General features: G+C 42.2%; 19 protein-coding genes and 2 pseudogenes. 15 read left to right on the top strand and 6 right to left on the bottom strand.

Features of this window, described 5'->3' with window-relative positions:
* Window positions 1-455 precede the first annotated feature (455 nt).
* Together AC787_RS30640 and AC787_RS30635 are read left to right on the top strand one after the other, a co-directional pair.
* Window positions 456-728: a hypothetical protein gene (locus tag AC787_RS30640; protein ID WP_054028772.1), complete on the top strand. Its 273-nt coding sequence runs from the start codon at window positions 456-458 to the stop codon at window positions 726-728.
* Between the two features lie 120 nt (window positions 729-848).
* Complete coding sequence (locus AC787_RS30635) at window positions 849-1346, top strand: hypothetical protein (RefSeq protein WP_054028771.1); 498 nt, start codon at window positions 849-851, stop codon at window positions 1344-1346.
* 14 nt (window positions 1347-1360) lie between these two features.
* Here AC787_RS30635 and AC787_RS34980 read toward each other — a convergent pair.
* Window positions 1361-1963 (bottom strand): annotated as a pseudogene (locus AC787_RS34980) (IS110 family transposase); the annotation flags it as partial.
* On the opposite strand from AC787_RS34980, the pseudogene AC787_RS33530 reads away from it, so the two are divergent.
* A pseudogene (locus AC787_RS33530) lies at window positions 1960-2154 on the top strand (allophanate hydrolase); the annotation flags it as partial. The pseudogenes AC787_RS34980 and AC787_RS33530 overlap by 4 nt on opposite strands.
* Window positions 2155-2235: 81 nt before the next feature.
* Here AC787_RS33530 and AC787_RS30630 read toward each other — a convergent pair.
* Window positions 2236-3291: a LacI family DNA-binding transcriptional regulator gene (locus AC787_RS30630; protein ID WP_054028770.1), complete on the bottom strand. Its 1056-nt coding sequence runs from the start codon at window positions 3289-3291 to the stop codon at window positions 2236-2238.
* A 357-nt stretch (window positions 3292-3648) separates the two neighbouring features.
* Between AC787_RS30630 and AC787_RS30625 the strand changes: the two genes are divergently transcribed.
* The 4 genes from AC787_RS30625 to AC787_RS30610 all read left to right on the top strand — a co-directional run bounded on the left by AC787_RS30625 (window position 3649) and on the right by AC787_RS30610 (window position 8020).
* Window positions 3649-5244 (top strand): extracellular solute-binding protein, encoded by a 1596-nt coding sequence (locus AC787_RS30625; protein ID WP_152970822.1) that lies wholly within the window; start codon window positions 3649-3651, stop codon window positions 5242-5244.
* A 126-nt stretch (window positions 5245-5370) separates the two neighbouring features.
* Window positions 5371-6327 carry an ABC transporter permease gene (locus tag AC787_RS30620; protein ID WP_235561178.1) on the top strand — a complete coding sequence of 319 codons (957 nt, stop codon included), beginning with the start codon at window positions 5371-5373 and terminating at the stop codon, window positions 6325-6327.
* Window positions 6328-6339: 12 nt separating this feature from the next.
* Complete coding sequence (locus AC787_RS30615; protein ID WP_063847739.1) at window positions 6340-7218, top strand: carbohydrate ABC transporter permease; 879 nt, start codon at window positions 6340-6342, stop codon at window positions 7216-7218.
* 19 nt (window positions 7219-7237) lie between these two features.
* The gene (locus tag AC787_RS30610) at window positions 7238-8020 is read left to right on the top strand and encodes a phytanoyl-CoA dioxygenase family protein (protein ID WP_054028769.1); all 783 of its coding nucleotides are present in this window, start codon (window positions 7238-7240) and stop codon (window positions 8018-8020) included.
* A gap of 66 nt (window positions 8021-8086) precedes the next feature.
* On the opposite strand, the gene AC787_RS30605 is transcribed toward AC787_RS30610, so the two are convergent.
* A complete protein-coding gene (locus tag AC787_RS30605) occupies window positions 8087-9208 on the bottom strand; it encodes a glycoside hydrolase family 172 protein (protein ID WP_054028768.1) in 1122 nt (373 codons plus the stop codon).
* Window positions 9192-10574 (bottom strand): hypothetical protein, encoded by a 1383-nt coding sequence (locus AC787_RS30600; protein WP_054028767.1) that lies wholly within the window; start codon window positions 10572-10574, stop codon window positions 9192-9194. Before AC787_RS30600 ends, AC787_RS30605 begins: the two co-directional genes overlap by 17 nt.
* A gap of 174 nt (window positions 10575-10748) precedes the next feature.
* Between AC787_RS30600 and AC787_RS30595 the strand changes: the two genes are divergently transcribed.
* The gene (locus AC787_RS30595; protein WP_054028766.1) at window positions 10749-11627 is read left to right on the top strand and encodes a helix-turn-helix domain-containing protein; all 879 of its coding nucleotides are present in this window, start codon (window positions 10749-10751) and stop codon (window positions 11625-11627) included.
* 13 nt (window positions 11628-11640) lie between these two features.
* On the opposite strand, the gene AC787_RS33955 is transcribed toward AC787_RS30595, so the two are convergent.
* Window positions 11641-12462, bottom strand: a complete 822-nt coding sequence (locus AC787_RS33955; RefSeq protein ID WP_054028765.1) for a helix-turn-helix domain-containing protein — start codon at window positions 12460-12462, stop codon at window positions 11641-11643.
* A gap of 190 nt (window positions 12463-12652) precedes the next feature.
* On the opposite strand from AC787_RS33955, the gene AC787_RS30585 reads away from it, so the two are divergent.
* Window positions 12653-13483 (top strand): phytanoyl-CoA dioxygenase family protein, encoded by an 831-nt coding sequence (locus AC787_RS30585; RefSeq protein ID WP_054028764.1) that lies wholly within the window; start codon window positions 12653-12655, stop codon window positions 13481-13483.
* Between the two features lie 12 nt (window positions 13484-13495).
* On the top strand, window positions 13496-14620 hold the full coding sequence (locus AC787_RS30580; protein ID WP_082361346.1) for a dienelactone hydrolase family protein: 1125 nt from the start codon (window positions 13496-13498) through the stop codon (window positions 14618-14620).
* 1070 nt (window positions 14621-15690) lie between these two features.
* Here AC787_RS30580 and AC787_RS33950 read toward each other — a convergent pair.
* A complete protein-coding gene (locus AC787_RS33950; RefSeq protein WP_152970820.1) occupies window positions 15691-15870 on the bottom strand; it encodes a hypothetical protein in 180 nt (59 codons plus the stop codon).
* A 204-nt stretch (window positions 15871-16074) separates the two neighbouring features.
* On the opposite strand from AC787_RS33950, the gene AC787_RS30570 reads away from it, so the two are divergent.
* The 5 genes from AC787_RS30570 to ppsA all read left to right on the top strand — a co-directional run bounded on the left by AC787_RS30570 (window position 16075) and on the right by ppsA (window position 22714).
* On the top strand, window positions 16075-16572 hold the full coding sequence (locus tag AC787_RS30570) for an AAA family ATPase (protein ID WP_054028761.1): 498 nt from the start codon (window positions 16075-16077) through the stop codon (window positions 16570-16572).
* Between the two features lie 490 nt (window positions 16573-17062).
* Window positions 17063-17683, top strand: coding sequence for a hypothetical protein (locus tag AC787_RS30560; RefSeq protein ID WP_054028759.1), 621 nt, complete (start codon window positions 17063-17065; stop codon window positions 17681-17683).
* 1020 nt (window positions 17684-18703) lie between these two features.
* Window positions 18704-18814, top strand: a complete 111-nt coding sequence (locus AC787_RS34970) for a DUF6254 family protein (protein WP_235561177.1) — start codon at window positions 18704-18706, stop codon at window positions 18812-18814.
* A 173-nt stretch (window positions 18815-18987) separates the two neighbouring features.
* Window positions 18988-19617, top strand: a complete 630-nt coding sequence (locus tag AC787_RS30550) for a class I SAM-dependent methyltransferase (protein ID WP_054028757.1) — start codon at window positions 18988-18990, stop codon at window positions 19615-19617.
* Window positions 19618-20101: 484 nt separating this feature from the next.
* Complete coding sequence (ppsA, locus tag AC787_RS30545; protein WP_054028756.1) at window positions 20102-22714, top strand: phosphoenolpyruvate synthase; 2613 nt, start codon at window positions 20102-20104, stop codon at window positions 22712-22714.
* Window positions 22715-23020: the final 306 nt, after the last annotated feature.

Here is a 23020-nt window from a genome sequence, read left to right as displayed (position 1 = left end):
CTATTAAACGAACATTAAGAAACCGCTTAACACAATATAAGTGGATGATTCGAAGTAGCAGAAAATATTTCTATGCTATATGATTCGGAGAGACCTGAGTGAATAAGGGTGACACAGTGGTATTTTCATATTTTCTGTCAGAAGAAAGCGTGTTGGTAATTTATTTCAGCAATACAACAAAACATCCGAAGTTTGATAATGTAATTTAAAACTGCACTTCATGATTTATAACTTAAGATTTAAATTAATGTCTTATATGTTTAGATACGCGTTGAACTAACAGGGAACGTTAGCACAATAAGCATACAACGATGAGCAGGCGCTGCAGTGGCCTGCTCATTTTATTAAGCTAACGGGCAGGACTTCAATCACTTCGTGAATACTTCAAGTACAAAGTTCGTAAAATTATTCTTTAATATTTATAAGTTGAATGTTTTTAGAGGAGGTATAACTATATGTTTTTTTTTGAAAGGGTTAGGAAGTTATCAAATGTATGCATTGTAATTTTTGTGTTATTTTTTATTTTGATGATTGTTTCATTTTCAAACAGTAATTTCTATGAAATATTACAGCATAATTTTACGAATGATTTAAGAGGAACAATTTTTACATTAATTAGTTTTATAATTTCAATATTGTCATTAGCTTTAGGAATTACTTTGAAATACATTGTAAAAGATGCAAATGAAGAGATAAAACTACTTGAAGATCGTACAAAAAAAATCTAGCGGAGCGGATTTAGTCCTAGTTTTTCATTAAGATAACAGGCAGTTTAGCGCAACAATAAATACCATTTCCTGTTTATAATTACGATTGCATAAACCAATGTGAGGGAGGTGTTAGTTTGAATGAAAAGACTCTTAAATATTGTATTAATAACATATTTGATAATTAGTTTTAGTGTACAAAGCCCTAATAAGGTTTTCGCATGTAGTTGTGGTCATTCAAGCATTGAACAAAAATTCGAGGGATCTGGCGTCATATTCACAGGTACGTTGGTTAGCAAAGATAAAGAAGGCGGGAATATTTTTAATGTAGAGAAGGCCTGGAAAGGCAATCTCACGGATGGTTATGTATATAGTGGTTTCAATGGTATGTGTGGGACTGAATTTGAAGTAGGAAATACATATTTAGTTTATACAAACAATGTTAAAGGCAAAGAAATGGCCAGTCTATGTAGCGGCAATAAACTGATTAATGAGGCGAGCAAAGATATTCAAGCCCTAGACCGATTATATGAACCCGAATGGAAAGATAAATATATATTGATATTACTCTTTGCATTTGCATTCGCAGTAGTAATCTCAATAATATTATGGAGAGCTAAATTACGGTTTAAAAAATAACGTTTACTAATCTAACGGGTAACTATAGCAGCTTCAGAGATAATCGTTGCTGCGATTTTTTCTCCGATGCCGGGGATGGAGTGGATAACCTTATATTCCTCAACTTCATTAGCGAGAGCATCTATTTTATTTTTCGAGGGTTAATAGATGCTCTTTATAATGGAGCAGCATACTAATGTACATATTCATACTAAACAAATAACTCTGAAAGGGTGCTTTGCGAAACGAATTTCGAAGTGCCGCTGCCATAAGGTTGTGGGCCTTCTCCTTAGCCCATCTTTCAGAACGACGTGCACATAACACCGCAATCCTCTCCGTTAATCTGGCTTCACCAGCACTCAAACAGCCTCAGATGTGGGGAATTCCAACAGCAGAGACACTGCAGCTTACAAAGCCCCAAATACGCCAATAAACTCCGGGAGCACCTGATCTAATACTACTTGGAATTGAAGTTTGATCTGAACAAACTGATCCGTTACTGATTCATGCTGTCTTGTCAGATTGCGGAGGTTTAATAATTGCACCCCTCTAGTCCTATGATGTTCGAAATCCTCCTTATAAAAGAATTCGCATAAGGCATAGGCGTCAATGGCATCGGTTTTTACTTTGCGCAAGCTCAATCGCGCTGGAGATATGGGAGATGACGCTTGCTTCTATCGGCTCATTCGCAGCCTTAATTCCATCACCGCTCGGCATCGGAAAAGTCGAGCTCGAAGATGGCTCCGTTGATCCTGGTTTTATCTGCGAGGGATATGCGGCAATCGAAGCCGAAGACATTATAACCTCGGGCGGATGGCGTAATTTATAATGAATATCCAGTTTTTTGCAGATTTCCTCAGTACGGGTGTAGTCCAGCTATTTTGCTCGTTACAGCCCCATCGATCTGCACTCAGGGCTGCTTCGGGGCGGCTGTAGTTTCACCGTATATAGGTTTCGTGGAAATGTGAATGATTTCATGAGGACGGTCTCGATGCTGCATTCTCCATAATAATTGGTCGATTGCACGTGCGCCAATCATTCTTCCTTGAACCTCTACTGTGGTAAGGTTTCTAAATATAGGCGCAGTATTCGAGAAAAATTTAGAATGGTCAAAACCAGTAACGGATACATCGCCGGGAACCTGCAGCCCGATACTTTGCAAGTAATTGATGACATGCCAAGCAACGATATCGTTCATACATATAAAAGCTGTCGGGTATTGCTTGAAATCTTTCAAGGCTGAGATTAACAGTTCGTTGTTCGTGTGATTAGTTGGATCAGAATCGATAATACAATACTCAAAATTAACAGGCAAAGAAGCATGATCCATTGACCTTTTGAATCCGAGCCATCTGTCCATAAAGGATTTGCATCTGTGGATGTTCCCTATAAAACCAATTTCGCGGTGGCCAAGCTTAATTAAGTGATGTGTCAACTCACAAACACTTTGATCACTTTCCATCAGTACTATATCGTACATCAGCTCATGGGTCTGTATTTCAGAATGACTATCAATTAGAACCAACGGGATCTTCAAATCGGCGAGGGCCAGTGAATAGGCTTTATTTGGAAAACCGGTGAGGATAATCCCGTCAATATTTCCGTTTAGAAGCGTTTGCGGCAGCGTTAGTTGAGGCAAATCATCTAATTGGACAAAATTAAAAACCATATTATATTCGGATTGTCGGAGGCTCTCTTCTGCACCTTTCATTACGTCACCCCAGTAGCCCTCATGGAAAACATCGATATACGATAGAAATGCGATATTTTTCATGTTTTTTGGTTCGGGTTTTGTGTCAGGGGGATTTAATTTGTATTTTTTATAACCTAGGCTTCTAGCTTTATCCACGATGATCTTTATTGTTTCTTCCGAAATGCTCGGATGGTTGTTTAATGCTTTGGATACAGTGTTACGCGATAAACCAAGCATGTTGGCAATATCAGTAGTTGTATAATTTTTCTTCATACATTTCCCCCCCGCGGATTTTCTGATTACAATTACATTTTACAGAAGAAAATGAAAAAAGCATGATATAAGTAAAGTAAACAATTTTAAAGGGACTACGTATTAATATATCATTAATATATCAATATTGTACTTACAATCATTAATCATTCCATAAACAAATTATTTCAACAAAGACAATAGCTTTTGGTTTATATAAACAAATGTGACAAAAATTTGTTTGGAATGTATTAACAAAAGGGCTGTTTTAAACTAGAATGAAAATCACATAAACGCAAGCGTTTTCATTATGTCGAGGAAGGAGTACGGATGTATCCAATTGCGTTTATTGAAGATAACCATGAGGGGGGAATTAGCATGTTAAAAAGGAAAACGATAATCCTATTGTTTACTTTTATTGTAATCTTTGTGTCGGCTTGTTCAAGTACGGACAATAATACAGCCAATAAGCCAGCTGTTGAGGATGAGAAGGACACATCCACTCCAATAACGATTAGCATGGATTTAATGGGTGGAGCGAAAACACCGGATTCTTGGACAGAAAAAGCGCTTGAAGAAAATTTGAGCCAAAGTTTAGGCAGGCCTGTAGATATCAAAAACATATTCCTTCCGGATTGGTCGGAAATAAACACGAAGGTTAATTTGCTAATGAGCGATAAAAAAACGATGCCTGATATTTTATGGCATACGGAGATGACAAAGGAGTACAAAAACTGGATTCAAGCTGGAGTGATTTGGGATCTGACCCCCTCCTTGCAAAAGCACGGACAAAACATTATTAATTATTATTCAAAAGATACCTTGTTTTATCATTGGGACGAGAGTGGGAAATTATACCGGATTCCAGGCGATGTTTCTGAAGCGGCATCTATGACTACTATTCTCCGAAAGGATTGGATGGAAAAGCTGAATTTAGATACACCTGCAACATTGGATGAGTACATCGAGGTATTGCGTGCCTTTACGAAAGAGGATCCGGATGGAAATAATAAAGATGATACTTATGGCCTTTCTGGTGACCACCATTACCGATCTCTTGCACCCTTTTTCTATTCACATGGTGTAGATGTCGACCAATTCATTAAGCAGCCTGATGGAACAATCAAATACGGTGCAACGATGCCGGAAGTCAAACAAGTACTTCAGATCCTTAGGGATTTGTATAAAGAAGGAATTATTGATCCCCGGATAGCTGGTCAAATTACCGATGCCAAAACAGATGAGATCTTTAATTCCGGGAAGGTTGGTTCCTTCTATCGGTGGGTTGCCTATTTCAATTCGAATGGCCAGCTGCCATTCAAAACACTCAACCCGGACGGGGAGCTTATGTCCATAGATCCTGTTAAAGGCCCAGACGGGTTTAGCTCAGACATACCTGATTCAGGTATTGGTTGGAGTTTCCTGGCGGTCACCACACATCAGGAAGACCCGGATGCTGCAGTACAAGTGTTGAATCAAATGGCTTCCGAGGAGACGTTTAAATTGATTTCCTTCGGAAAAGAAGGAGAACACTACACGGTTGAGAACGATCAATTCAAATCCTTGATCACACCGGAAGAAGGCAATCAAATGGGACTTAATAATTACCAATGGTACATCTCGCGTAAAGATTCTGCCAATATCGTAAACGAACCTGAGGTAACAGCCTTATTTAAGGCAAAAGAGGAAACAGCAAAGCCGATGAAGGACAAAATTGTGTTCTTCAAATCGTTGAGCCGGCCAGCTTGGACCCAATATGCTGCAGATATTAATAAACTTCGGGACGAAACATTCTGGGGGATTATAACCGGCAAGAAAGATATCAGCGCATTTGATGACTTTGTCAACAATTACGCTAAACTAGGCGGTGATAAAATAGACGAGGAAGCGGTCACTCTCTATAAATCTCAAGCTGATGAATATACTAAATTCGAAGCATGGTACGATGAGAATATCGAACCATTTAAAAGCTAATTATTAAAGGAAGCATGCTGAGGCAGCTCCTATCGGTTGAAATGTATGTACAGGAAACGTTTGCTTTATTTCTCTTCATGTGTTGTTTTCTGTTAGGAGACAGTAACTATGAATGGATGTGAACACATGAAAGTTGAGACTACATTTGCTAGCAAGCAAATGTCGAGACATCATCAAGGCATAAGATTAGCGAAGAATCTCATTCGCGATAAATATCTTTATCTGCTGCTCGCACCCGGCTTGATATATCTGCTTATTTTTCGTTATTTGCCCATGTACGGCATTATCATTGCTTTTAAGGATTATAATATTCTGCTTGGTATGGATGCGAGTCCATGGGTAGGGTTCGAACAGTTTACACGGCTGTTTCGTTCGCCGGATTTCGTGGAGATCTTAAGAAATACGATTCTAATCAGCCTTTATAAGTTATTTTTCGGGTTTTCTGTGCCCATTATTCTTTCTCTTTTGTTGAATGAATTGAAAAATGGTTTATTTAAACGATTTACGCAATCGATTATTTACTTGCCGCACTTCGTTTCTTGGGTCATTCTCTCTGGGATTGTTATGGCCTTCCTGAATCCTGTTGATGGGACAGTGAATTTCGCCATTAAACAATTCGGTGGACAGCCGATCGATTTTCTAATCGATACGAATTATTTTCGTTCCATACTTGTCTCTTCCAGCGTCTTCAAAGAAGCTGGCTGGGGAACCATCATTTATTTAGCCGCGATTTCCGGTGTTAACGCTGATCTGTACGAGGCTTCTCGTGTGGATGGGGCAGGTAAATTGAAGCAAGCGTGGCATGTTACTCTTCCTTCAATTCGTCCGGTGATCATCATTATGATGGTCTTAAGCCTAGCTAACATTTTGGAAGCCGATTTCCAACAAGTTTATCTGTTATATAATCCTCTTGTTTACAGCGTAGCAGATATTATTGATACTTACGTTTACCGGGTAGGCATCCAAGAGGCCAACTATAGTTTGGGTGCTGCTGCAGGCGTTTTTAAATCTGCGGTTGCCATGTTGTTTATAGTATCGGCGAATAGAATTGTTAAAAAATTCGGTCAAGACGGACTCTGGTAGGAGGCTTCGAATATGATTGGGATGTCGAAAGGAGAGAGACTTTTTCAATTCTTCAATGTCGGCTTCATGATCGTACTTATCATTCTTATGATCTACCCGTTTTGGTATATTTTTATGAGCTCATTGAGTGATTATAAACTGGCTGCAGGAGGCGGATTCTTTTTACTGCCGGCAGGATTTTCGTTAGATGCTTACAAAGCGGTGCTCCAAAACGTCTCCATTCTTTCCGGATTTAAAGTCACGATCATTACTACATTGGCAGGTGTTATCCTGGGTACATTCTTCACAGCTACCACAGCCTATGCGATTTCAAAGAAAAGGCTGCGTGGACGAATGCTTTTCTCGTTTTTGATTTTGTTCACCATGTTATTCAATGGCGGTATGGTTCCGGCCTATATGCTGATTAAGCAAATGGGGATGATCGACACCTATGGGGCGTTAATTCTTCCTAATCTGATTAATGCTTGGAATATCTTTGTCATGGTAAGCTTTTTTAGAGGAATGTCGGAGGAAATGGAAGAAGCGGCCAAAATAGACGGTGCGAACGATTTGACCGTTTTCTTCAGAATCATACTTCCTTTATCAAAAGCAGTTCTGGCAACGATCGGATTATTTATTGCCGTCATGTATTGGAACGATTATTTTTCCACGGTTTTATATATTTATGATAAGAATATGTGGCAACTGCAAATGGTATTGCGAGACTTGATCACTAATACGTCTATGGCGATGAAGAATACGGGATTACAAATCGGGTTTCAGGCAAACGTTTCTGAATTTACCGTTAGAATGGCCACCATCATTGTAGCTACGACACCCATATTGGTTGTATATCCATTCTTGCAGAAGCATTTTGTTAAAGGTGTCATGATTGGTTCCCTTAAAGGTTAATATGAAGGAGGACTCATAGATGCACGGATTTATAACAAAAGAGCAATGGAAGAGCTTTGAAGAAGAAGGATATCTGAAACTGGGGAAAGTGTTGACGGATCAAGAATTGTCCGGGCTTTCAAAGAGGATTGATGATATTATGACAGGCAAAGCTGAAATAGATTATGAGCGCATTATGATGCAGCGTGAAGCAGGGGAAGGGCATGATCGGTCAGACCAGACACTTGGCTTTAAAGGACCAACATTAAACTATCGGAAAATTGAAAACTTAGAGTACGATTCATTGTTTTTATCGTTTATACAGAAACCGCAATTTCAAAATATATGCAATAGCATATACGGCAAGGACTCCATTTCCTGTTTTCGTGCCATGTTCATGAATAAGCCTGCCCATCATGGAGCCTTGTTGGCCTACCACCAAGATAGGTGGAGTCACCTGACTGTTGACCCTTTGGTAACCATATGGACGGCGCTCGATCAATCAACAATGGAGAATGGATGCCTTAAAATCTTTCCGAGAACACACAAACACTTAATTAACCCAGAAGATGGTTCGGGCTTCCTTAACCCGGAACAAACGGTGCAGCTGCTCGAGCAGATGAAGCCTGTATATGTTGAAGTGGAGGCAGGAGAATCCGTTCTTCTTCATAACTGGACCGTCCATGGTTCTGATGGGAATACGAGTGACAAGCCACGACGAGCCTTCAGCGTATGTTACATGGATGCAAATACTACTGCTTCTGATGGGAAGACATTTTCGGTTGTATTTGGCCCCGGTGCTCTCCAACCGGAACAACTATAAATAAAATGCAGGAAGCCGCCGGCCAAGAGTAGGCCGGCGGCTTCCTTGCAATTGCCTACCAAGTTTCTAAGTTTCATTCCCCCACAACGTCTTGCCGGCTCCTCGCGCGTTTCTCCATTCATGACGCCACCTGTGCACGTCAACCGGCCCGATTTCCGGCATATTGCCGCGCAGCGCCTTGCTCCGCATGATTGGGAATACTTTGTGAGGATCCATCTGATACCAATAAGCCACGGAACAAATATCCAGCGTCAATGCGTTATCGTGGCCGTGCTCGATGCTTGCGCGGAGCGATCTCTCAAAATAGATCGGATCCTCCAGAAAGAAGCGGTAGCAGTGAGTTCTGCCCATCCAGCCAAGCTTGCTGGCAGGTATTTTGGCAATGCCAAAGTAGGGATGGGAATAAAGCTCATTCGGACACCACGAGGTGTTGAAGAAGTCCTCCGTTCCGGTCCCATGCAGCGAACCGGGCCATGCCTCGTCATCAATGAGCCACATGTCATCTCCTTCCCCGTACCACATGGGTCCAGGGTTATCGACATAGTAGTTAACCCCGACGAAGTGACCCTTCCCGGCAATGTCCGCAAACAGGTAATTGCGTTCATCCGTACGATTGGAGCCCTGCGGACCGACGATGCCCCATTCCGTCTCCCCTTCCTCCGGATGCGATTCCGTCAACTCCTTATTCCAGAATGCGTGGAACCGGCCCATCGTATCCGGCACGGCAGCATGTTCTTCATAATCGACATAATAATAGAATCGTTCGATCAACTGCTCCGATTGATTTTCCAGCGTGATGGATGCGCCATTGCCGAATGGCATCGGAAAATAGCAGTTTAATGCTTTTCCCTGTGCTGGAGCCGCCGCGAGCGGCAATGACGTAAAGTTATATTCCTCTCCCCACCCTTGCCCGAAAAAATCACCAAGGGGGGCTTCGACACTTGGGTGTTCCTCCTGGTCCCAGTACATCCGTATGACCGCATTACGCCGAATGAACGGATCTGCTGCCATAAGCGTGATCCAAATGTGCTTGATAATCCCCGCTCCCGGAATTAGGGCCAACTGAGCAGTTTCTCCTGGTTGAATGACGATCCAATCGCCGTTTCCTCCGTTTCTGTCATAGCTGGAAACACGCTTCGATTTGATGCCATCCTTGATCTCATATATACCGCTAAGTGGCCCGCGCATGATTCGTTCCCTCCGTTTTGTTAATTTTCTGCTGCTTGCGAATGTCCGCTATGAACCTGTCCCACCATTGTTCATGGCCGGACAACGAAGCGCGTTTGCTGGTTGCGTCCGCCCATTTTTTCCATAAAGGATCCACTTGGGTCTTTAACACTTCCATACTGCCGATTTCCGGAACCAGCCACTTTCGGCCAATTTGCGTGTGCAGTACTTCATCGGCCCAATCATAATCCTGAAACAGAGCTGCAAGCTCATGATCCGATCGCTGTGCAATCTCGAACTCCCAGCCTTTTCCGGTATTCTTGTTCATGAGCCCCTGTTCGATAGCCCATAAGATCAGATGGGCTTCGATCGGCTCCAGTTCCATATTCAGCGATACTGACGAATTCATATCGATCGGATATTTATAGAAGTGGACGCCATGTGCATTCAGGCCGACCTCGCCCATCATCGCATGCCGTGCTTCATCCCACAGCTGTCTGGACATGTCGACATAATATTCACACGGTTTTCCCTTAGCGGTGTATAGTATGGGTCCCATCCACTCGGGGACATCCATCTCGCGAAGCCTCTTGTAGAGCAAGGCATACGTACGCTCATCAATACTAAGGCTCTCGTCTCTATAATAACTGTCGATTTCGGCCGATTTGTTGTACGGATCGATAAAGCGGGTATCCCGCTGCGGCATCGGATCAATAGCATATGGCGTCCCGTCGGACCTCCGGTCGAATGGACATGCAGCCTCTGATGTTGGCATGTCGCCAAATATACCGCCGGCTTGTGTCTGAAGCCATTCTAGCCGGCCCCTCCATTCGGCCAACATATCCGCATCGTTCCCGTCCTGTGTCAATGCGGCAAGGGCTTTTTCTCCCCATGCTTGCATTTGTTTCTCTTCATGAAGGATGGCAAGCAATATGCGGCATGTAGGGTAATCAATCAATGGATTCGTCTCCGCCAGATGCTTCTCAAGCGATCGGATCATCTCAGGTTTAATGACGGCGTGAATGCCGCTTAACAGTTCTCTTGTATCCGCAGCACGAATCAGTTCGTCCATCAGTTGTTCCAATGCGGGATCCGTTACTTTATCCATGTTCAGAGGCGGCTCTCTCATCTCAGACACTCTCTTGCGCAGCGATGCGGCATGCTCTGCTTCCAGGTACAAGTGCAGACTGAACGCGCATTTGACTTCCCATTCGGGCGTCCGGGCCAGATGGGCCGCATAAATCTTGTTCATTCTGCTCTTCACGAAGTAGTATCGTTTCAGCAGATTCACATTGAAATCTACAGAATACCCCGGCTTACATGCGTCCTCATAGTTGCAAATGCCGGCAAGGGGCGGAATCCCCAAATTGTCTATTACGATTCTCATGGTTGGGTAGCCTCCAATATACAATCTATTAATTTCATCTAGATCATATAGCGATAGGAAGGAATTGTCTTTGCTTAAACATATCGATTTTTTATCCAAACCGATTATTGTAAGGCTGAATGATTCATCTTATGATAGCCTTAGAGCAGGAAGCAACAAGGGGAGTGGATCTTCATGAATTTCCAGAGCGCTATATTGAAAACGCCGATCGTACCCTATGTTCGGGAAGCAGATCACGCCGTGCGCAAACCATGGTTTATCCCGGAAAGGCGATTGCTTGACTATTTGCTTGTTTATATACAGGAAGGGGAATGTCTATTTGAAGTGGAGGGGATAAACGTGGAGCTACATAGAGGCGATTTCTGCCTCATCCAGCCAAACTGCTATCATACGCTCCGGGGGATTACGGACACGGTCACGCCATACGCTCACATGGACTTCTTCTTCTCGCCGCGCAGAGAGGACAGCTTCCCAAGTCCAGTGGGGCTGATTGATCTTGACGCCTACAAGGATTTGATCCAGCCTTGCCTGAACGACTTCAATGATATTTATATCCCAGTGAAGTTCAAACCTACCGAGCCGATTCGTTTTCGCGACATACTGTTTAACATGATCGGAATATGGCAGAACCCGAGTGCCTATAACAGCTTGGAGGTGCAGCACTTGGGCACAGAGCTGGTTATGATGCTGCTCCAGGATTTTTATCCTACGTACCGGAAGCCGCATGCCGCACCAAATGTGTTTAGCTGGATGACCTCTTATTTGTCGCTCCATATATCGGAACCCTTAACCGTGGAGAAAATGGCCGCACGCGCTCAATTGTCGCCTTCACGGTTTTCCGCGCTGTTCCGGGAGCATTTCCACACCTCTCCACATCAGTATTTGCTGCAGTTCCGGATCGGTCATGCTGTTCATCTGCTGAGCAGAACCGGCTTGTCGATGACCGAGATTGCCGATTATTGCGGTTTTGCCAACGTGCATCACTTCTCCAGGGTATTCAAAAAGGTAACGGGTCGCACGCCTGGATCGACACGGAGCAATGAGTCTTCTTGAGGCAATGGGGATTCTATTCAGGCGGTAAGAAGGACGTGCCGAAGTGGCTTTGCGCGGGACGACCCTTGTAGCGGAACTGAGAAGGCGGAACGCCGTTGTGGGTCTTGAACATCTTGCTGAAATGGTATATATCCGTAAACCCGAGGGCATAGGAAACCTCCGTAATATTCATGGCAGTCTCGGCCAGCAGGAACCGGGCCCGCTCCATGCGGACACGCATAATGTATTCCCGAAGGGGATAACCCGTGTATTTCAGGAACAGCTGGCTTAAATAGCGGGGCGAGACATTCACTTCGTTGGCCAGTCGGGCTACGGTTACCTCCTTCCCGTAGTGATCGCGAAGCTCATCGATGACTTTATGGATCAGCTGCTTATGCATGTAAGAGACCGAAGACTGAGCCATGCTGGCTTCTTGTCGGTGCATATGGAGCACGACAAGCTTGATCAACAGATCAAATTCTTCTGATCGTCGTTCTTCTTCCCTGAGCTGTAGATCGACGATGCGCTGTAGACAGGTCCCTGGCATGACAGTATCCTCGAACTGAACGTGCCGGCTAGGAGGTGTGAAATCCTGTCCGTTCTTTACGGTGAAGTGAACGAAAATAACGGTTAAACGGTGATCCGGATCCTGAACGGCACTCACCGCGTCTCCCGGCCGGATCAGGAAACAGGAGCCTTTGCTAATTGGGAATGTCTCGCTGTTAATGGTCATTTTACCCTTGCCTTCCATGGCGTACCATAAATCGTAATCGGGCAGGGGGCCCATAGGTGACCAGTTCCACCCCGGCTCGCATCGCGCTTTTCCAACATTGCCGCTGTACACAAATGTGATCAACCATAACCGCTCCTTTAGACTGGTATAGTAGAAATTAAAGCATAAGGGCTTGCGGATTTCAAGATATCTCATGAGGGGCGTGAGTATATTCTTACAAAAAATTAGCGGGTCCTTCCATTTGAAGAAACGGGAAAAACGGTTATTATAACAATATAAATTAAGAATACGGTTAAGAAAGGGGAAGGTGAATATGAGTATAAACATACAAGAGAATGACGAAATCAACAAAAGGATGTACCGCTATGATAATGTCCATCGGCCATTATCATCCAAGTCTGATTTTGCGGATGACACCATCCGGCAATACCGGGAGCAGGGATTCTTTGCGGTCGAGCAAATCCTGACGGCCGAAGACGTCGCGAAGTGTATTGATTCGGTGATTGAAATTATTAATGATCACAATACGGAAGCGAAAATCCAGTTCGTCAAACCGCAGAGCGAGCTGCGTACACCCGAGGAACGGGAGCTGGCTGTACGCAAACTGTACAACTTCACGGAAGTCAACGCGACGCTCCACGCAATAGCATACCATCCGGTGATTCTGTCGATTGTTGAAAGGTTACTGGGCGGGGAAGCGAAGCTTGTGCAGAATCAGGCACTGCTGAAACCGCCCTTTGGAGGCGCTGAGAAACCGTGGCATCAGGATATGGCCTACCACGCCTTAACGCTTGATCAGCCAGTAGTGGGTGTATGGATCGCTTTAGACGAAGCAGGTTTGGACAATGGCTGCATGCATGTCATTCCCCGCTCCCATATGGATGGCGGAATTCCACATTATGCGATCCGCGATTGGCAGATCTGTGATGCTAATGTCCCTGTCGACAAAGACACGGCTATTCCGCTTCAGCCAGGGGGAGCCTTGTTCTTCCACGGTTTAATCTTTCATGGCACGCCGAACAATCTGTCTTCGAAACGCCGCCGGGCACTGCAATTTCATTATGCTCCGAAGCCGGCCTCCAAGATGTCAGCCGGGGAATATAAACGCATGTTCACCAACGAGATGACCTCAGCAGAATGCTAATTTGATCGTTGAATGATAAGGAGCGGATGTAGCATGCGGACTAATAGCCGTACAATTCCCACGGAAACCTTCTACACGTCTACGGAGTACTTATCGCGTATGTTCGACAAGAAGGCCCGGAAGCTGAGGTTTCAGGGAAAGAGCATCGAGGAATTTCAAGCTTGGAAGCAAGAGACGGCTGTCAAATTGAAGGAAATCATCGGCTTGGATCAGATGGAGAGCAGTAGCTTGGAGCCGAGGATGCTCGAGACCGAACAGATGAACGGCTACCGCAGGGAGAAATGGCTCATTCAGACCGAACCTGACGTGTGGATGCCCTTCTATATTCTCATTCCGGACGGGATCTCCGCTGGTGAATCGAGGCCTGTCATGATTGCTCCACACGGTCATGGCAGTGCAGGCAAATATTCGCCGGCTTCCCGAACCGATATTCCCGCAGTCGCGGAAGCCGTGGATATCTACAATTACGGCTACGGAGTGCGATTCGTAGAGGAGGGCTATATCGTCTTCTGCCCGGACGCCAGAGGTTTTGGCGAACGCAGAGAATGGATGCTCCAGGGCGAAGAGGAGAAAGCTTTCCTGAACAGCACGTGCGTTGCATTGAACAATATCGCCATCAGTCTCGGGCGCTCGTTGACCGGTATGTGGACGTGGGATCTCATCCGTCTTATTGATTATATCGTGACCCGGACCGATTGTACGCCCGGAAAGATCGGCTGCGCGGGCTTGTCAGGAGGCGGGCTGCAGACCTTGTGGCTGGCCGTGATGGATGAGCGGGTACAGTGCGCGGTGGTCAGCGGTTACTTTTACGGCTACAAGGATTCGCTTCTCCAATATTCCTACCACTGCGGCTGCAACTACGTGCCGTCATTATGGACCCATGTGGACATGGGAGACTTGGGAGCGTTGATCGCCCCAAGGCCAATGTTAATAGAAAGCGGTAACAAGGATGAGCTTAACGGCGATCGCGGGATGCGGAACGTAACCGAACAGCTCGACATTACCCGCGAAGCATATTCGGTGTGGGGACAAGAGGATCGACTGCAGCATTTTGTTTTTGATGGTGGTCATCGGTGGGATGGCAAAGAAACTTATTCGTTCGTTGACCGATGGTTGAAATATGGTAGTCTGTCTTGATAGAGGTGTGATTATTGAAATGCTAAGCTATGAGCAGAAAGAATTTATGTTGGAGAACGGTTATATCAAGGTGCAAGGTGTAATTCCCAATATTTTGATAGATCAAGCGATGCGCGGCATGCGGCTCTTTTAGTACGAGTTATACCCTCAGATACACGACATAATTGTTATGGTTTACCATTTGGTTTTGGAGGGAGGCTAGTAAGCTGCAAACAACGGTAGCCTCGTTGAACTAACGGATAACGTTAGTTCAATAATAATGCAGAGGTAGGACTTTATTTTCACGTCCAAGGCTGCCGTTTGTTTTTTTAACAGGTCAGTCTAATACTTAATTTCCAAAATCCGCCATTTCTACAACAAGAGTTGTTGCTCGTATAAAAAAGACGTCCTTAAACGGAACGCCTCCTCCTAGAAAGATGATATTCTGATTTTCTCAACAAATAGGACTTATGCCTTTCACACAAACAGGAGTTGAACATATTTAGATAATAATTAACCCAACAATCATGCCATGTATATCGAATATTTCCCATGATATTCATGCTTTCCCCTCCCAAGATTATTCATCTCTGGCTGGCTACGAACTCACATGTACATATATCCTTAGAATGTATTTGCAAATTTAAGTCTTTTTTACAGGCAGCGATTTTGAACGTCATTACTGCAATTATTGTTCAAGGAAAATAAAGTCCTTGACTGATTCAACAATAGTGAGAGACAAAATTCAACGTAAGGTTCATTCAGGACAATCATATAATAAAGGGATACCAAACACTGACCTCATTGAGGAAAAAGGAAATGTTTTTAAAAGATTATAGATAAAGTTCAACTAAATTCATTGTACTAACGGGAAACGATAGTTGAAAATCAACACATCAGCAGCCGGCCAAAACGATCGGCTGTCTTTTTGTTGAGCTAACGGGCAGGTTAGTTTAATTATAATCATCTTTTTACTTGTTAACTATGAGCACAAAGAATAGCTTTTTTATAGAAACGAAGCATGAATCGTGATGGTGATTACTTATCGACCAGATAAAAGGGGATACGTTAGTTGAACATTAATCAAAGTGCTATCGAGTGTCTCGAATGAAATGAATATGATGAAGCCTTAAGGCTTTTCCAAAAAGCCGTAGAAGAATCGCCATCGATACATAATCGGTCAGCAAGCTGCTAAAAGAAACGCCGATATAGCTCGCGTCTCCGCTCTCCACGTAGCTGAGCATATATTTGAGTGGTTGATGCTTTTTCATGACCCAGCATGCCTTGGATGAAATCCAAAGGCGCTCCGTTATCCAGCAGTTGACAAAGATAGGTGTGGCGAAAACGATGCGGGTATACATTAAGCAGCGGTTACTCAACTAAAGGGCAGGCTAGTTATAATTGTTTACTACCTTCTATATCATTCGAGAAATGATATAATTGTAAAATATAAGTAGATTTTGGGGTGTGAAAATATGGGGAATAAGTTGCCATTGTTTATTGTAACAGGTGCAAGCGGGTCAGGGAAAACATATGTCATTAAAGAACTACGAGGAATAATGCCAGATTTTGATGTTTTCGACCCTGATAACCTTGTTGAATTTATTGGACATGATTGGGAGAAAAATCGAAATATTTGGCTTCGTGTTGCACGAAATGTCGCTCAAAGTGGACGCATGACTATCATATGCGGCACTATGATGCCTTGGGATATTGAAAAATGTGTAGACTATCCTTATTTTAAACATGTTTATTACCTGAACCTACATTGTAATGAAGAAACTCGTGAGAAACGTTTACGTGAAAGAAATTGGTCAGATGAAATGATTCAAGACCACAAAGACTTTGCAGAGAAACTGCTTGAAATTGCAGATAAAGAGTATAATCCACCAATGCCTACTATTGATACAACGGAAACGGATGTAAGTATTGTTGCATCACATATAAATGAGTGGGTTCGGCGATATGTTTGAACTAACGGGCAGATTTATTTAATTATTTTCCAATTATCTGGTTAATGAGATACAATTAAAATAAAGAATCCGGGGGAGGTAGTCAAAGTGAAACTTATCAAAAATTTTGCTATCGTAGTAGTTAGTCTTATTGGTGATCTATGGCTCGGGTTGGGCATAAAGAGTAAGATTTATGATGATCACACAACTACGAAAACTAAGCCTGGATATTTCATCTTTATAACAGTGGCTGCGCTCCTAGCTCTCTCAACAGTTGTATTACTTGCAGCCAGAATATATTGATATGCGAATATAGACAACGCTAACGGAACGATAGTTGAATAACATAATGATGAGCAGGCACTGCTGTGGCCTGCTTATTTTATTTGGATAACGGGCAGGATAGTTTAATTAATTCACGAATATGTAAAATATTGTGGTGTTTGCGAAGTTCGTAAATACGATGTTAGGTGAAATCGGTCAAGAACTTCTAATTCAAGGAGGGATTCTCATGAGCATTAACATTGGAGTAGTGAGGGAAGACGTACGGAGACTGAATAAAGAATTCTATTCCTTGAAAGACAAGGATATCAACTTTTATAAGATACCCCACATGAAGTATTTGGTTGCTTCGGGAGTAAATGATCGTGATATTTATCGAATGTATGATTATAAGGAAATTTGGACAATTGGACGTTTTATAAATCGGTTTAAATATTACACAAAAAGAGAAATCAATAAAAATTTTAGTAGAATGCCTATTGAGATTGAATGGGGGAGAAAGACGGAAACTGGAACGGAATTTAAAGTAATGATGTGGGTACCAGACTATATTGATGAAGATCTATTTACCATAACTATGGCTGACTTAAAGAACAGACATGACCTTAATGAAGTAAATCTATCATTGAATACTCTCCCTAATCGATTATGCGCTCAACTATTACATAAAGGGAACTATTCTAATGTTGAAGCCTCAAAACAGATACTAGTTGAAGATCTGCGTAAAGATGGATACCTAATGAAAGGGAATCCTCAAGAAATTTTTATGAATCATCCTCATTGCAATCCTCCGGAAAGACTCAATATCCTACTAAGACAAGAGATTATTGCAGGTAGATCAGAGAAGTGACCGACATCGCCTATCCGAGCGGACACATCTGCCATCGTTCTGATTCGTTCTTCATTACGCTAACGGGGAACTTTAGTTAAATAACATATGGATGAGCAGGCGCTGCGGTGGCCTGCTCATTTTATTGAGCTAACGGAGAGATTAATGCAACAACTGCTCGTGATGATCGTCTAAATCGTTTGTAGGAACGTATCCAACCTATCGAATGGGTAGTCTTGGTGGTGCGGAGTTTTTACTACTCATCGCTGGATTTATTATTTCGGTCTTTGGTTTTATCTATAAAGAAAAAAATGAGTGATCTTGCTAATACGCTAACGGGACACTATAGCGTAACATTCACCAGAACGAGGCTGCAGACATTGAACGGAAGTCTCGTTGAGCTAACTGGCAGTAAAGTGGAATTATTCAAAAGGGTAAACGTAAGATATGAATATTGATATTTGTCGAATGGGTATTGATCAATAATATGGGAAATTAAAGGGGTGGTAATTTGGAAGTTTTATTAGGATTTTATGCAATTTTATTTTCGATTGTCTTCTTATTTGTATTAATTTTTGGACTTAGACAATGCAGGAAAAATCATTTTATTGCAGGCTTTTATTTCTTTCTTATTATCTTAATACTGAAGATCTATGATTTTATTGCACCTTTTATAACCACGCGACTCATTGATTCTTATGATGTGAACCGTACTACATTACCGCTAGGAATGACATTTGGAGAGATGATCACATTACTTAATTTCATCCCTAGGACTATAGAAGTTATTGCTTTTATCATTCTGGTTGTTGGACTGTATCGCATATGGAAATCTAAGACTTTAAAATCGCTGTGAGATCAGGTTCGAGTGTCCAAAGCAAGTCGGCAGCTCCAACGTCTTTTGGACTGTAAAGGAGGGACAGTGATTTCCTTCAACTTTACCAGCAACCAAAACGAAATAATTTCATGAATAAACAGAGACGAGGAATGACAGTATAAGGAAGTGGTATATATCTCAATTTCCTAAGGAGGATATCTGATATGGCTCACCAGAAGAGAAGGAAAGAAGCTGCCTGGAAGTCACGAAAGCAAGAACAGCATCCCCATGGTAAAGTCAAATCGCTCAAGGAACTATCCAGCGAATTGGATTAGGAGTATACTACTTGTAAGAAAAGGACTGTCGGCGAAATTTACCGGCAGTCTTCTTTCTTGTAATATTCTTCCCTTGCCGGAGAATCCTAATTTATTGGAGTTTAAGCTTTTAAACATTACTTGAATTTAACATTAGCGTCCCAATTAATATAAGACATAAAGGAGACAGAGATATGACGGAATTCTGGGAATCAAGTTTTATAGAAAAACAAACGATGTGGGGATTTGAACCTACAGACTCCGCAATCGTGACAAAGGACTTTTTCCTTGAAAGGAATGTTAAGGACATACTGGTACCAGGTATCGGATATGGCAGAAATGCAAAGGTTTTTATTGACAATGGAATTAATGTAACAGGTATTGAAGTTTCAAAAACAGCGATTGATTTGGCGAGGCAAAACGGGATTGATATTAGTATTTTTCATGGTTCAGTAACTGACATGCCTTTTGATAACAAACTCTATGACGGTATATTTTGCTATGCACTTATACACTTATTGAATGATCATGAGAGAAATAAGTTTATTAAAGATTGCTATAATCAGTTAAAGCCAAATGGATATATGATTTTTACAACGGTTTCAAAAAAGGCTCCAATGTTTGGAAAGGGCAAACAATTGGATAAAGACTATTACGAGATCATGGAAGGCGTGAAGATGTTTTTTTATGATTCTGACTCCATAAAACAAGAATTTGAACAATATGGACTGGTAGAGTTTTCAGAAATTGACGAGCCAAATAAGAACATGAAAAACAAACCTCCAATAAATTTTCTAATTGTAAAATGTAAGAAAAAACTATAAAGATAATCATATATTTTCAACGTGATTCTAAAATCCAGCCTTATAGAAAAAAGCATCCCACTGAGTATGAAAAAATAGTCATTTTACTAACGGGGAACTATAGCATAACCATAAAACCAGGACGAGGCTGCTGGCATAATAGGCAGCTTGGTTGAGCTAACGGGCTGGTTAGCTTAATAAGAACCCGACGCAACTTCAGGATTTCCATAAGGCTGAATAGGACCGATAGGGAACTATGCAGTGACGGAGTTCGGCTCGAATCATGGTTTTTGATGTGATTAATGATAGCGGAAAATCAAAAAAGAACCTGATTAGATGTATCAGGTTCTTTAATATTGCATATAAACAGACACGATGATATAATCGGGTTACGACTTTTACGCGTTTAATGGACATAATTATTTCATCTTACAACCTAATTGTATCATGCCGGTAAGCTCTTGTCAAATGTTTTTCTCAATTTAATGGTTAGGAGAGATGTTGAATGAGTTCTTTGGTTCTCGGTTTTCAGGAAATGGAAAAAACGCAGCTTTTGCTCGTTGGCGGAAAAGGGTTAAATTTAGGGGAATTATCAAAAATTGAAGGAATACAAGTACCAGAAGGATTTTGTGTTACAACCGTGGGATATCACAAAGTCATCGAACAAAACGAAAAGTATCATGCGTTGTTGGATCGATTAACCATGCTAAAAGTGGTAGATCGAGATCAAATTGGTGAAATCAGCAGGAAGATTCGACAAATCATTATGGAAGTAGAAATACCTTCCGATGTTGTGAATGCAGTTACTCACTATCTCTCCCAGTTTGGCGAGGAACATGCTTATGCCGTGCGTTCTAGCGCGACTGCTGAAGATTTACCGCATGCCTCTTTTGCTGGTCAACAAGACACCTATTTAAATATCATCGGTAAAGAAGCAATCTTTCAGCATATCAGCAAATGTTGGGCTTCTTTATTTACGGAACGCGCGGTCATCTACCGTATACAAAATGGATTTGACCACAGTCAAGTTTATTTATCCGTAATCGTGCAAAGGATGGTTTTCCCACAGGCTTCAGGGATTTTATTTACCGCTGATCCAGTTACATCCAACCGAAAGCTGCTATCAATTGATGCCAGTTTTGGACTTGGAGAAGCGTTGGTCTCTGGCTTGGTATCTGCCGATTGTTATAGAGTACAGGATGGGGAAATTGTCGATAAGAGGATAGCAACCAAAAAAATAGCTATCTACGGACGAAAAGAAGGCGGAACAGAGACAAAGCAGATCGATCCTGATCAGCAAAAGACTCAAACACTTACTGAACAACAAATTCTACAACTGGCACGCATCGGAAGACAGATCGAAGCTTATTTTGGTTATCCGCAAGATATCGAATGGTGTCTGGTTGATGATACATTTTATATTGTCCAGAGTCGGCCAATTACGACTTTATACCCGATCCCTGAAGCGAATGATCAAGAAAATCACGTCTATGTATCTGTTGGTCATCAACAAATGATGACTGACCCGATAAAACCATTGGGATTGTCTTTTTACCTGTTAATAACTCCTGCACCCATGCGTAAAGCCGGTGGAAGGTTGTTTGTTGATGTTACAAATATGCTGGCTTCACCTGTCAGCAGAGAAACTTTCTTAAATACCCTGGGAAAATCCGATCCGCTCACAACAGACGCAATTATGACCCTAATAGAGCGGAATTTTATAAAATCGTTACCAGATGATAGAAAAGAATTGAGTCCCGGTAATAGCAGTAAAGGTAGGTCGTCTGCAGGTTTTCAAGCACAAATCGAAAACGATCCGGCAATCGTTTCTGATTTGATTAAGAACAGTCAAACATCGATAGAAGAATTAAAACAAAACATCCAAACGAAATCAGGAGCAGATTTATTAGATTTTATTCTGGAAGATCTCCAGGAACTAAAGAAGATCTTATTTGACCCACAAAGCTCAAAGGTTTTTATGACTGCTATGAATGCTTCGTCATGGATCAATGAAAAAATGTACGAGTGGTTAGGTGAAAAAAACGCAGCAGATACGCTTTCTCAATCTGTACCAAACAACATTACTTCGGAAATGGGTCTGGCGCTATTGGATGTCGCAGATGTGATTCGTCCTTATCCGGAAATAATTGATTATTTACAACTTGTAAAAGATGATAATTTTTTGGATGAACTGGTTAAGTTCGATGGTGGACAGGAAACTCAAGACGTTATCTATGCTTATCTCAACAAATACGGAATGCGATGTGCCGGTGAAATCGATATCTCGAGAACTCGTTGGAGTGAAAAACCAATTACACTTGTCCCCATAATTCTCAGTAATATTAAAAACTTTGAGCCCCATGCTGGCAATCGGAAATTTGAGCAAGGGCGACAGGAAGCTTTAGAAAAAGAACAAGAGTTATTAGATCGATTGAAGCAATTACCGGATGGTGTACAAAAAGCTGAAGAGACAAAACGAGTGATCAGTTTAATCCGGAATTTCATCGGTTATCGTGAATATCCAAAATACGGCATGATTAATCGCTACTTCGTTTATAAGCAGGCTTTATTGAAAGAAGCCGAACAACTCATACAAGCTAGCGTTATTCATGAAAAAGAAGATATATACTATCTCACTTTTGAAGAACTTCACGAAGTCGTACGCTCAAATAAACTGGATTATCAGATCATCAGTAAACGAAAAGACGATTACAAATTTTTTGAAAAACTAACTCCCCCACGTGTAATAACGTCTGATGGTGAAATCATTACGGGTGAGTACAAACGAGAAAATCTTCCAGACAAAGCTATTGTAGGTCTACCTGTTTCTACCGGAGTTATAGAGGGACGAGCACGTGTCATCTTAAACATGGAAGATGCTGATCTGGAAGATGGAGATATATTAGTCACCGCCTTTACTGACCCTGGCTGGACATCATTGTTTGTATCCATTAAAGGCCTGGTCACCGAAGTTGGCGGACTGATGACCCATGGAGCCGTTATCGCACGTGAATATGGCTTGCCAGCAGTTGTCGGAGTGGAGAATGCTACCAAGCTGATAAAAGATGGGCAGCGAATTCGCGTGCATGGAACAGATGGGTATATCGAAATATTGTAATACAATATTTCTTGGGATTAATATCTAAAATAGAGAAATAAAAGAGGAAAGCGGCATAGATGTGGTTGTTTCTTACTTGATTGGAGTGTATTCAAATACAGGAATTCATAAATGGCATGACGGTGTAACTGATGTTCCAACCAAAGTAATGTTAGACTTTATGTGCAAAGTTGTGGGTGGAGAATGGTGTACCTCTGAGGAAACATCTGAAAGTCGCTGGTTTGGAAAGGATACAGTGCTCGATATGGTCACAGCTCCCGCCATACGTACTCGCTAACCTAATTTTGAAGTAAAACTGAAACGGAC

The organism is Bacillus sp. FJAT-28004 (assembly GCF_001280845.1).
Lineage (GTDB): Bacteria > Bacillota > Bacilli > Paenibacillales > Paenibacillaceae > Pristimantibacillus.
This window is presented reverse-complemented; position numbering and strand designations above follow the sequence as displayed.

Coding starts and splice junctions, on each gene's coding strand:
- AC787_RS30640 (WP_054028772.1), top strand. CDS start 456: ATGTTTTTTTTTGAAAGGGTTAGGAAGTTATCAAATGTATGCATTGTA.
- AC787_RS30635 (WP_054028771.1), top strand. CDS start 849: ATGAAAAGACTCTTAAATATTGTATTAATAACATATTTGATAATTAGT.
- AC787_RS30630 (WP_054028770.1), bottom strand. CDS start 3,291: ATGAAGAAAAATTATACAACTACTGATATTGCCAACATGCTTGGTTTA.
- AC787_RS30625 (WP_152970822.1), top strand. CDS start 3,649: ATGTTAAAAAGGAAAACGATAATCCTATTGTTTACTTTTATTGTAATC.
- AC787_RS30620 (WP_235561178.1), top strand. CDS start 5,371: ATGAAAGTTGAGACTACATTTGCTAGCAAGCAAATGTCGAGACATCAT.
- AC787_RS30615 (WP_063847739.1), top strand. CDS start 6,340: ATGATTGGGATGTCGAAAGGAGAGAGACTTTTTCAATTCTTCAATGTC.
- AC787_RS30610 (WP_054028769.1), top strand. CDS start 7,238: ATGCACGGATTTATAACAAAAGAGCAATGGAAGAGCTTTGAAGAAGAA.
- AC787_RS30605 (WP_054028768.1), bottom strand. CDS start 9,208: ATGCGCGGGCCACTTAGCGGTATATATGAGATCAAGGATGGCATCAAA.
- AC787_RS30600 (WP_054028767.1), bottom strand. CDS start 10,574: ATGAGAATCGTAATAGACAATTTGGGGATTCCGCCCCTTGCCGGCATT.
- AC787_RS30595 (WP_054028766.1), top strand. CDS start 10,749: ATGAATTTCCAGAGCGCTATATTGAAAACGCCGATCGTACCCTATGTT.
- AC787_RS30585 (WP_054028764.1), top strand. CDS start 12,653: ATGAGTATAAACATACAAGAGAATGACGAAATCAACAAAAGGATGTAC.
- AC787_RS30580 (WP_082361346.1), top strand. CDS start 13,496: ATGATAAGGAGCGGATGTAGCATGCGGACTAATAGCCGTACAATTCCC.
- AC787_RS33950 (WP_152970820.1), bottom strand. CDS start 15,870: ATGAAAAAGCATCAACCACTCAAATATATGCTCAGCTACGTGGAGAGC.
- AC787_RS30570 (WP_054028761.1), top strand. CDS start 16,075: ATGGGGAATAAGTTGCCATTGTTTATTGTAACAGGTGCAAGCGGGTCA.
- AC787_RS30560 (WP_054028759.1), top strand. CDS start 17,063: ATGAGCATTAACATTGGAGTAGTGAGGGAAGACGTACGGAGACTGAAT.
- AC787_RS34970 (WP_235561177.1), top strand. CDS start 18,704: ATGGCTCACCAGAAGAGAAGGAAAGAAGCTGCCTGGAAGTCACGAAAG.
- AC787_RS30550 (WP_054028757.1), top strand. CDS start 18,988: ATGACGGAATTCTGGGAATCAAGTTTTATAGAAAAACAAACGATGTGG.
- ppsA (WP_054028756.1), top strand. CDS start 20,102: ATGAGTTCTTTGGTTCTCGGTTTTCAGGAAATGGAAAAAACGCAGCTT.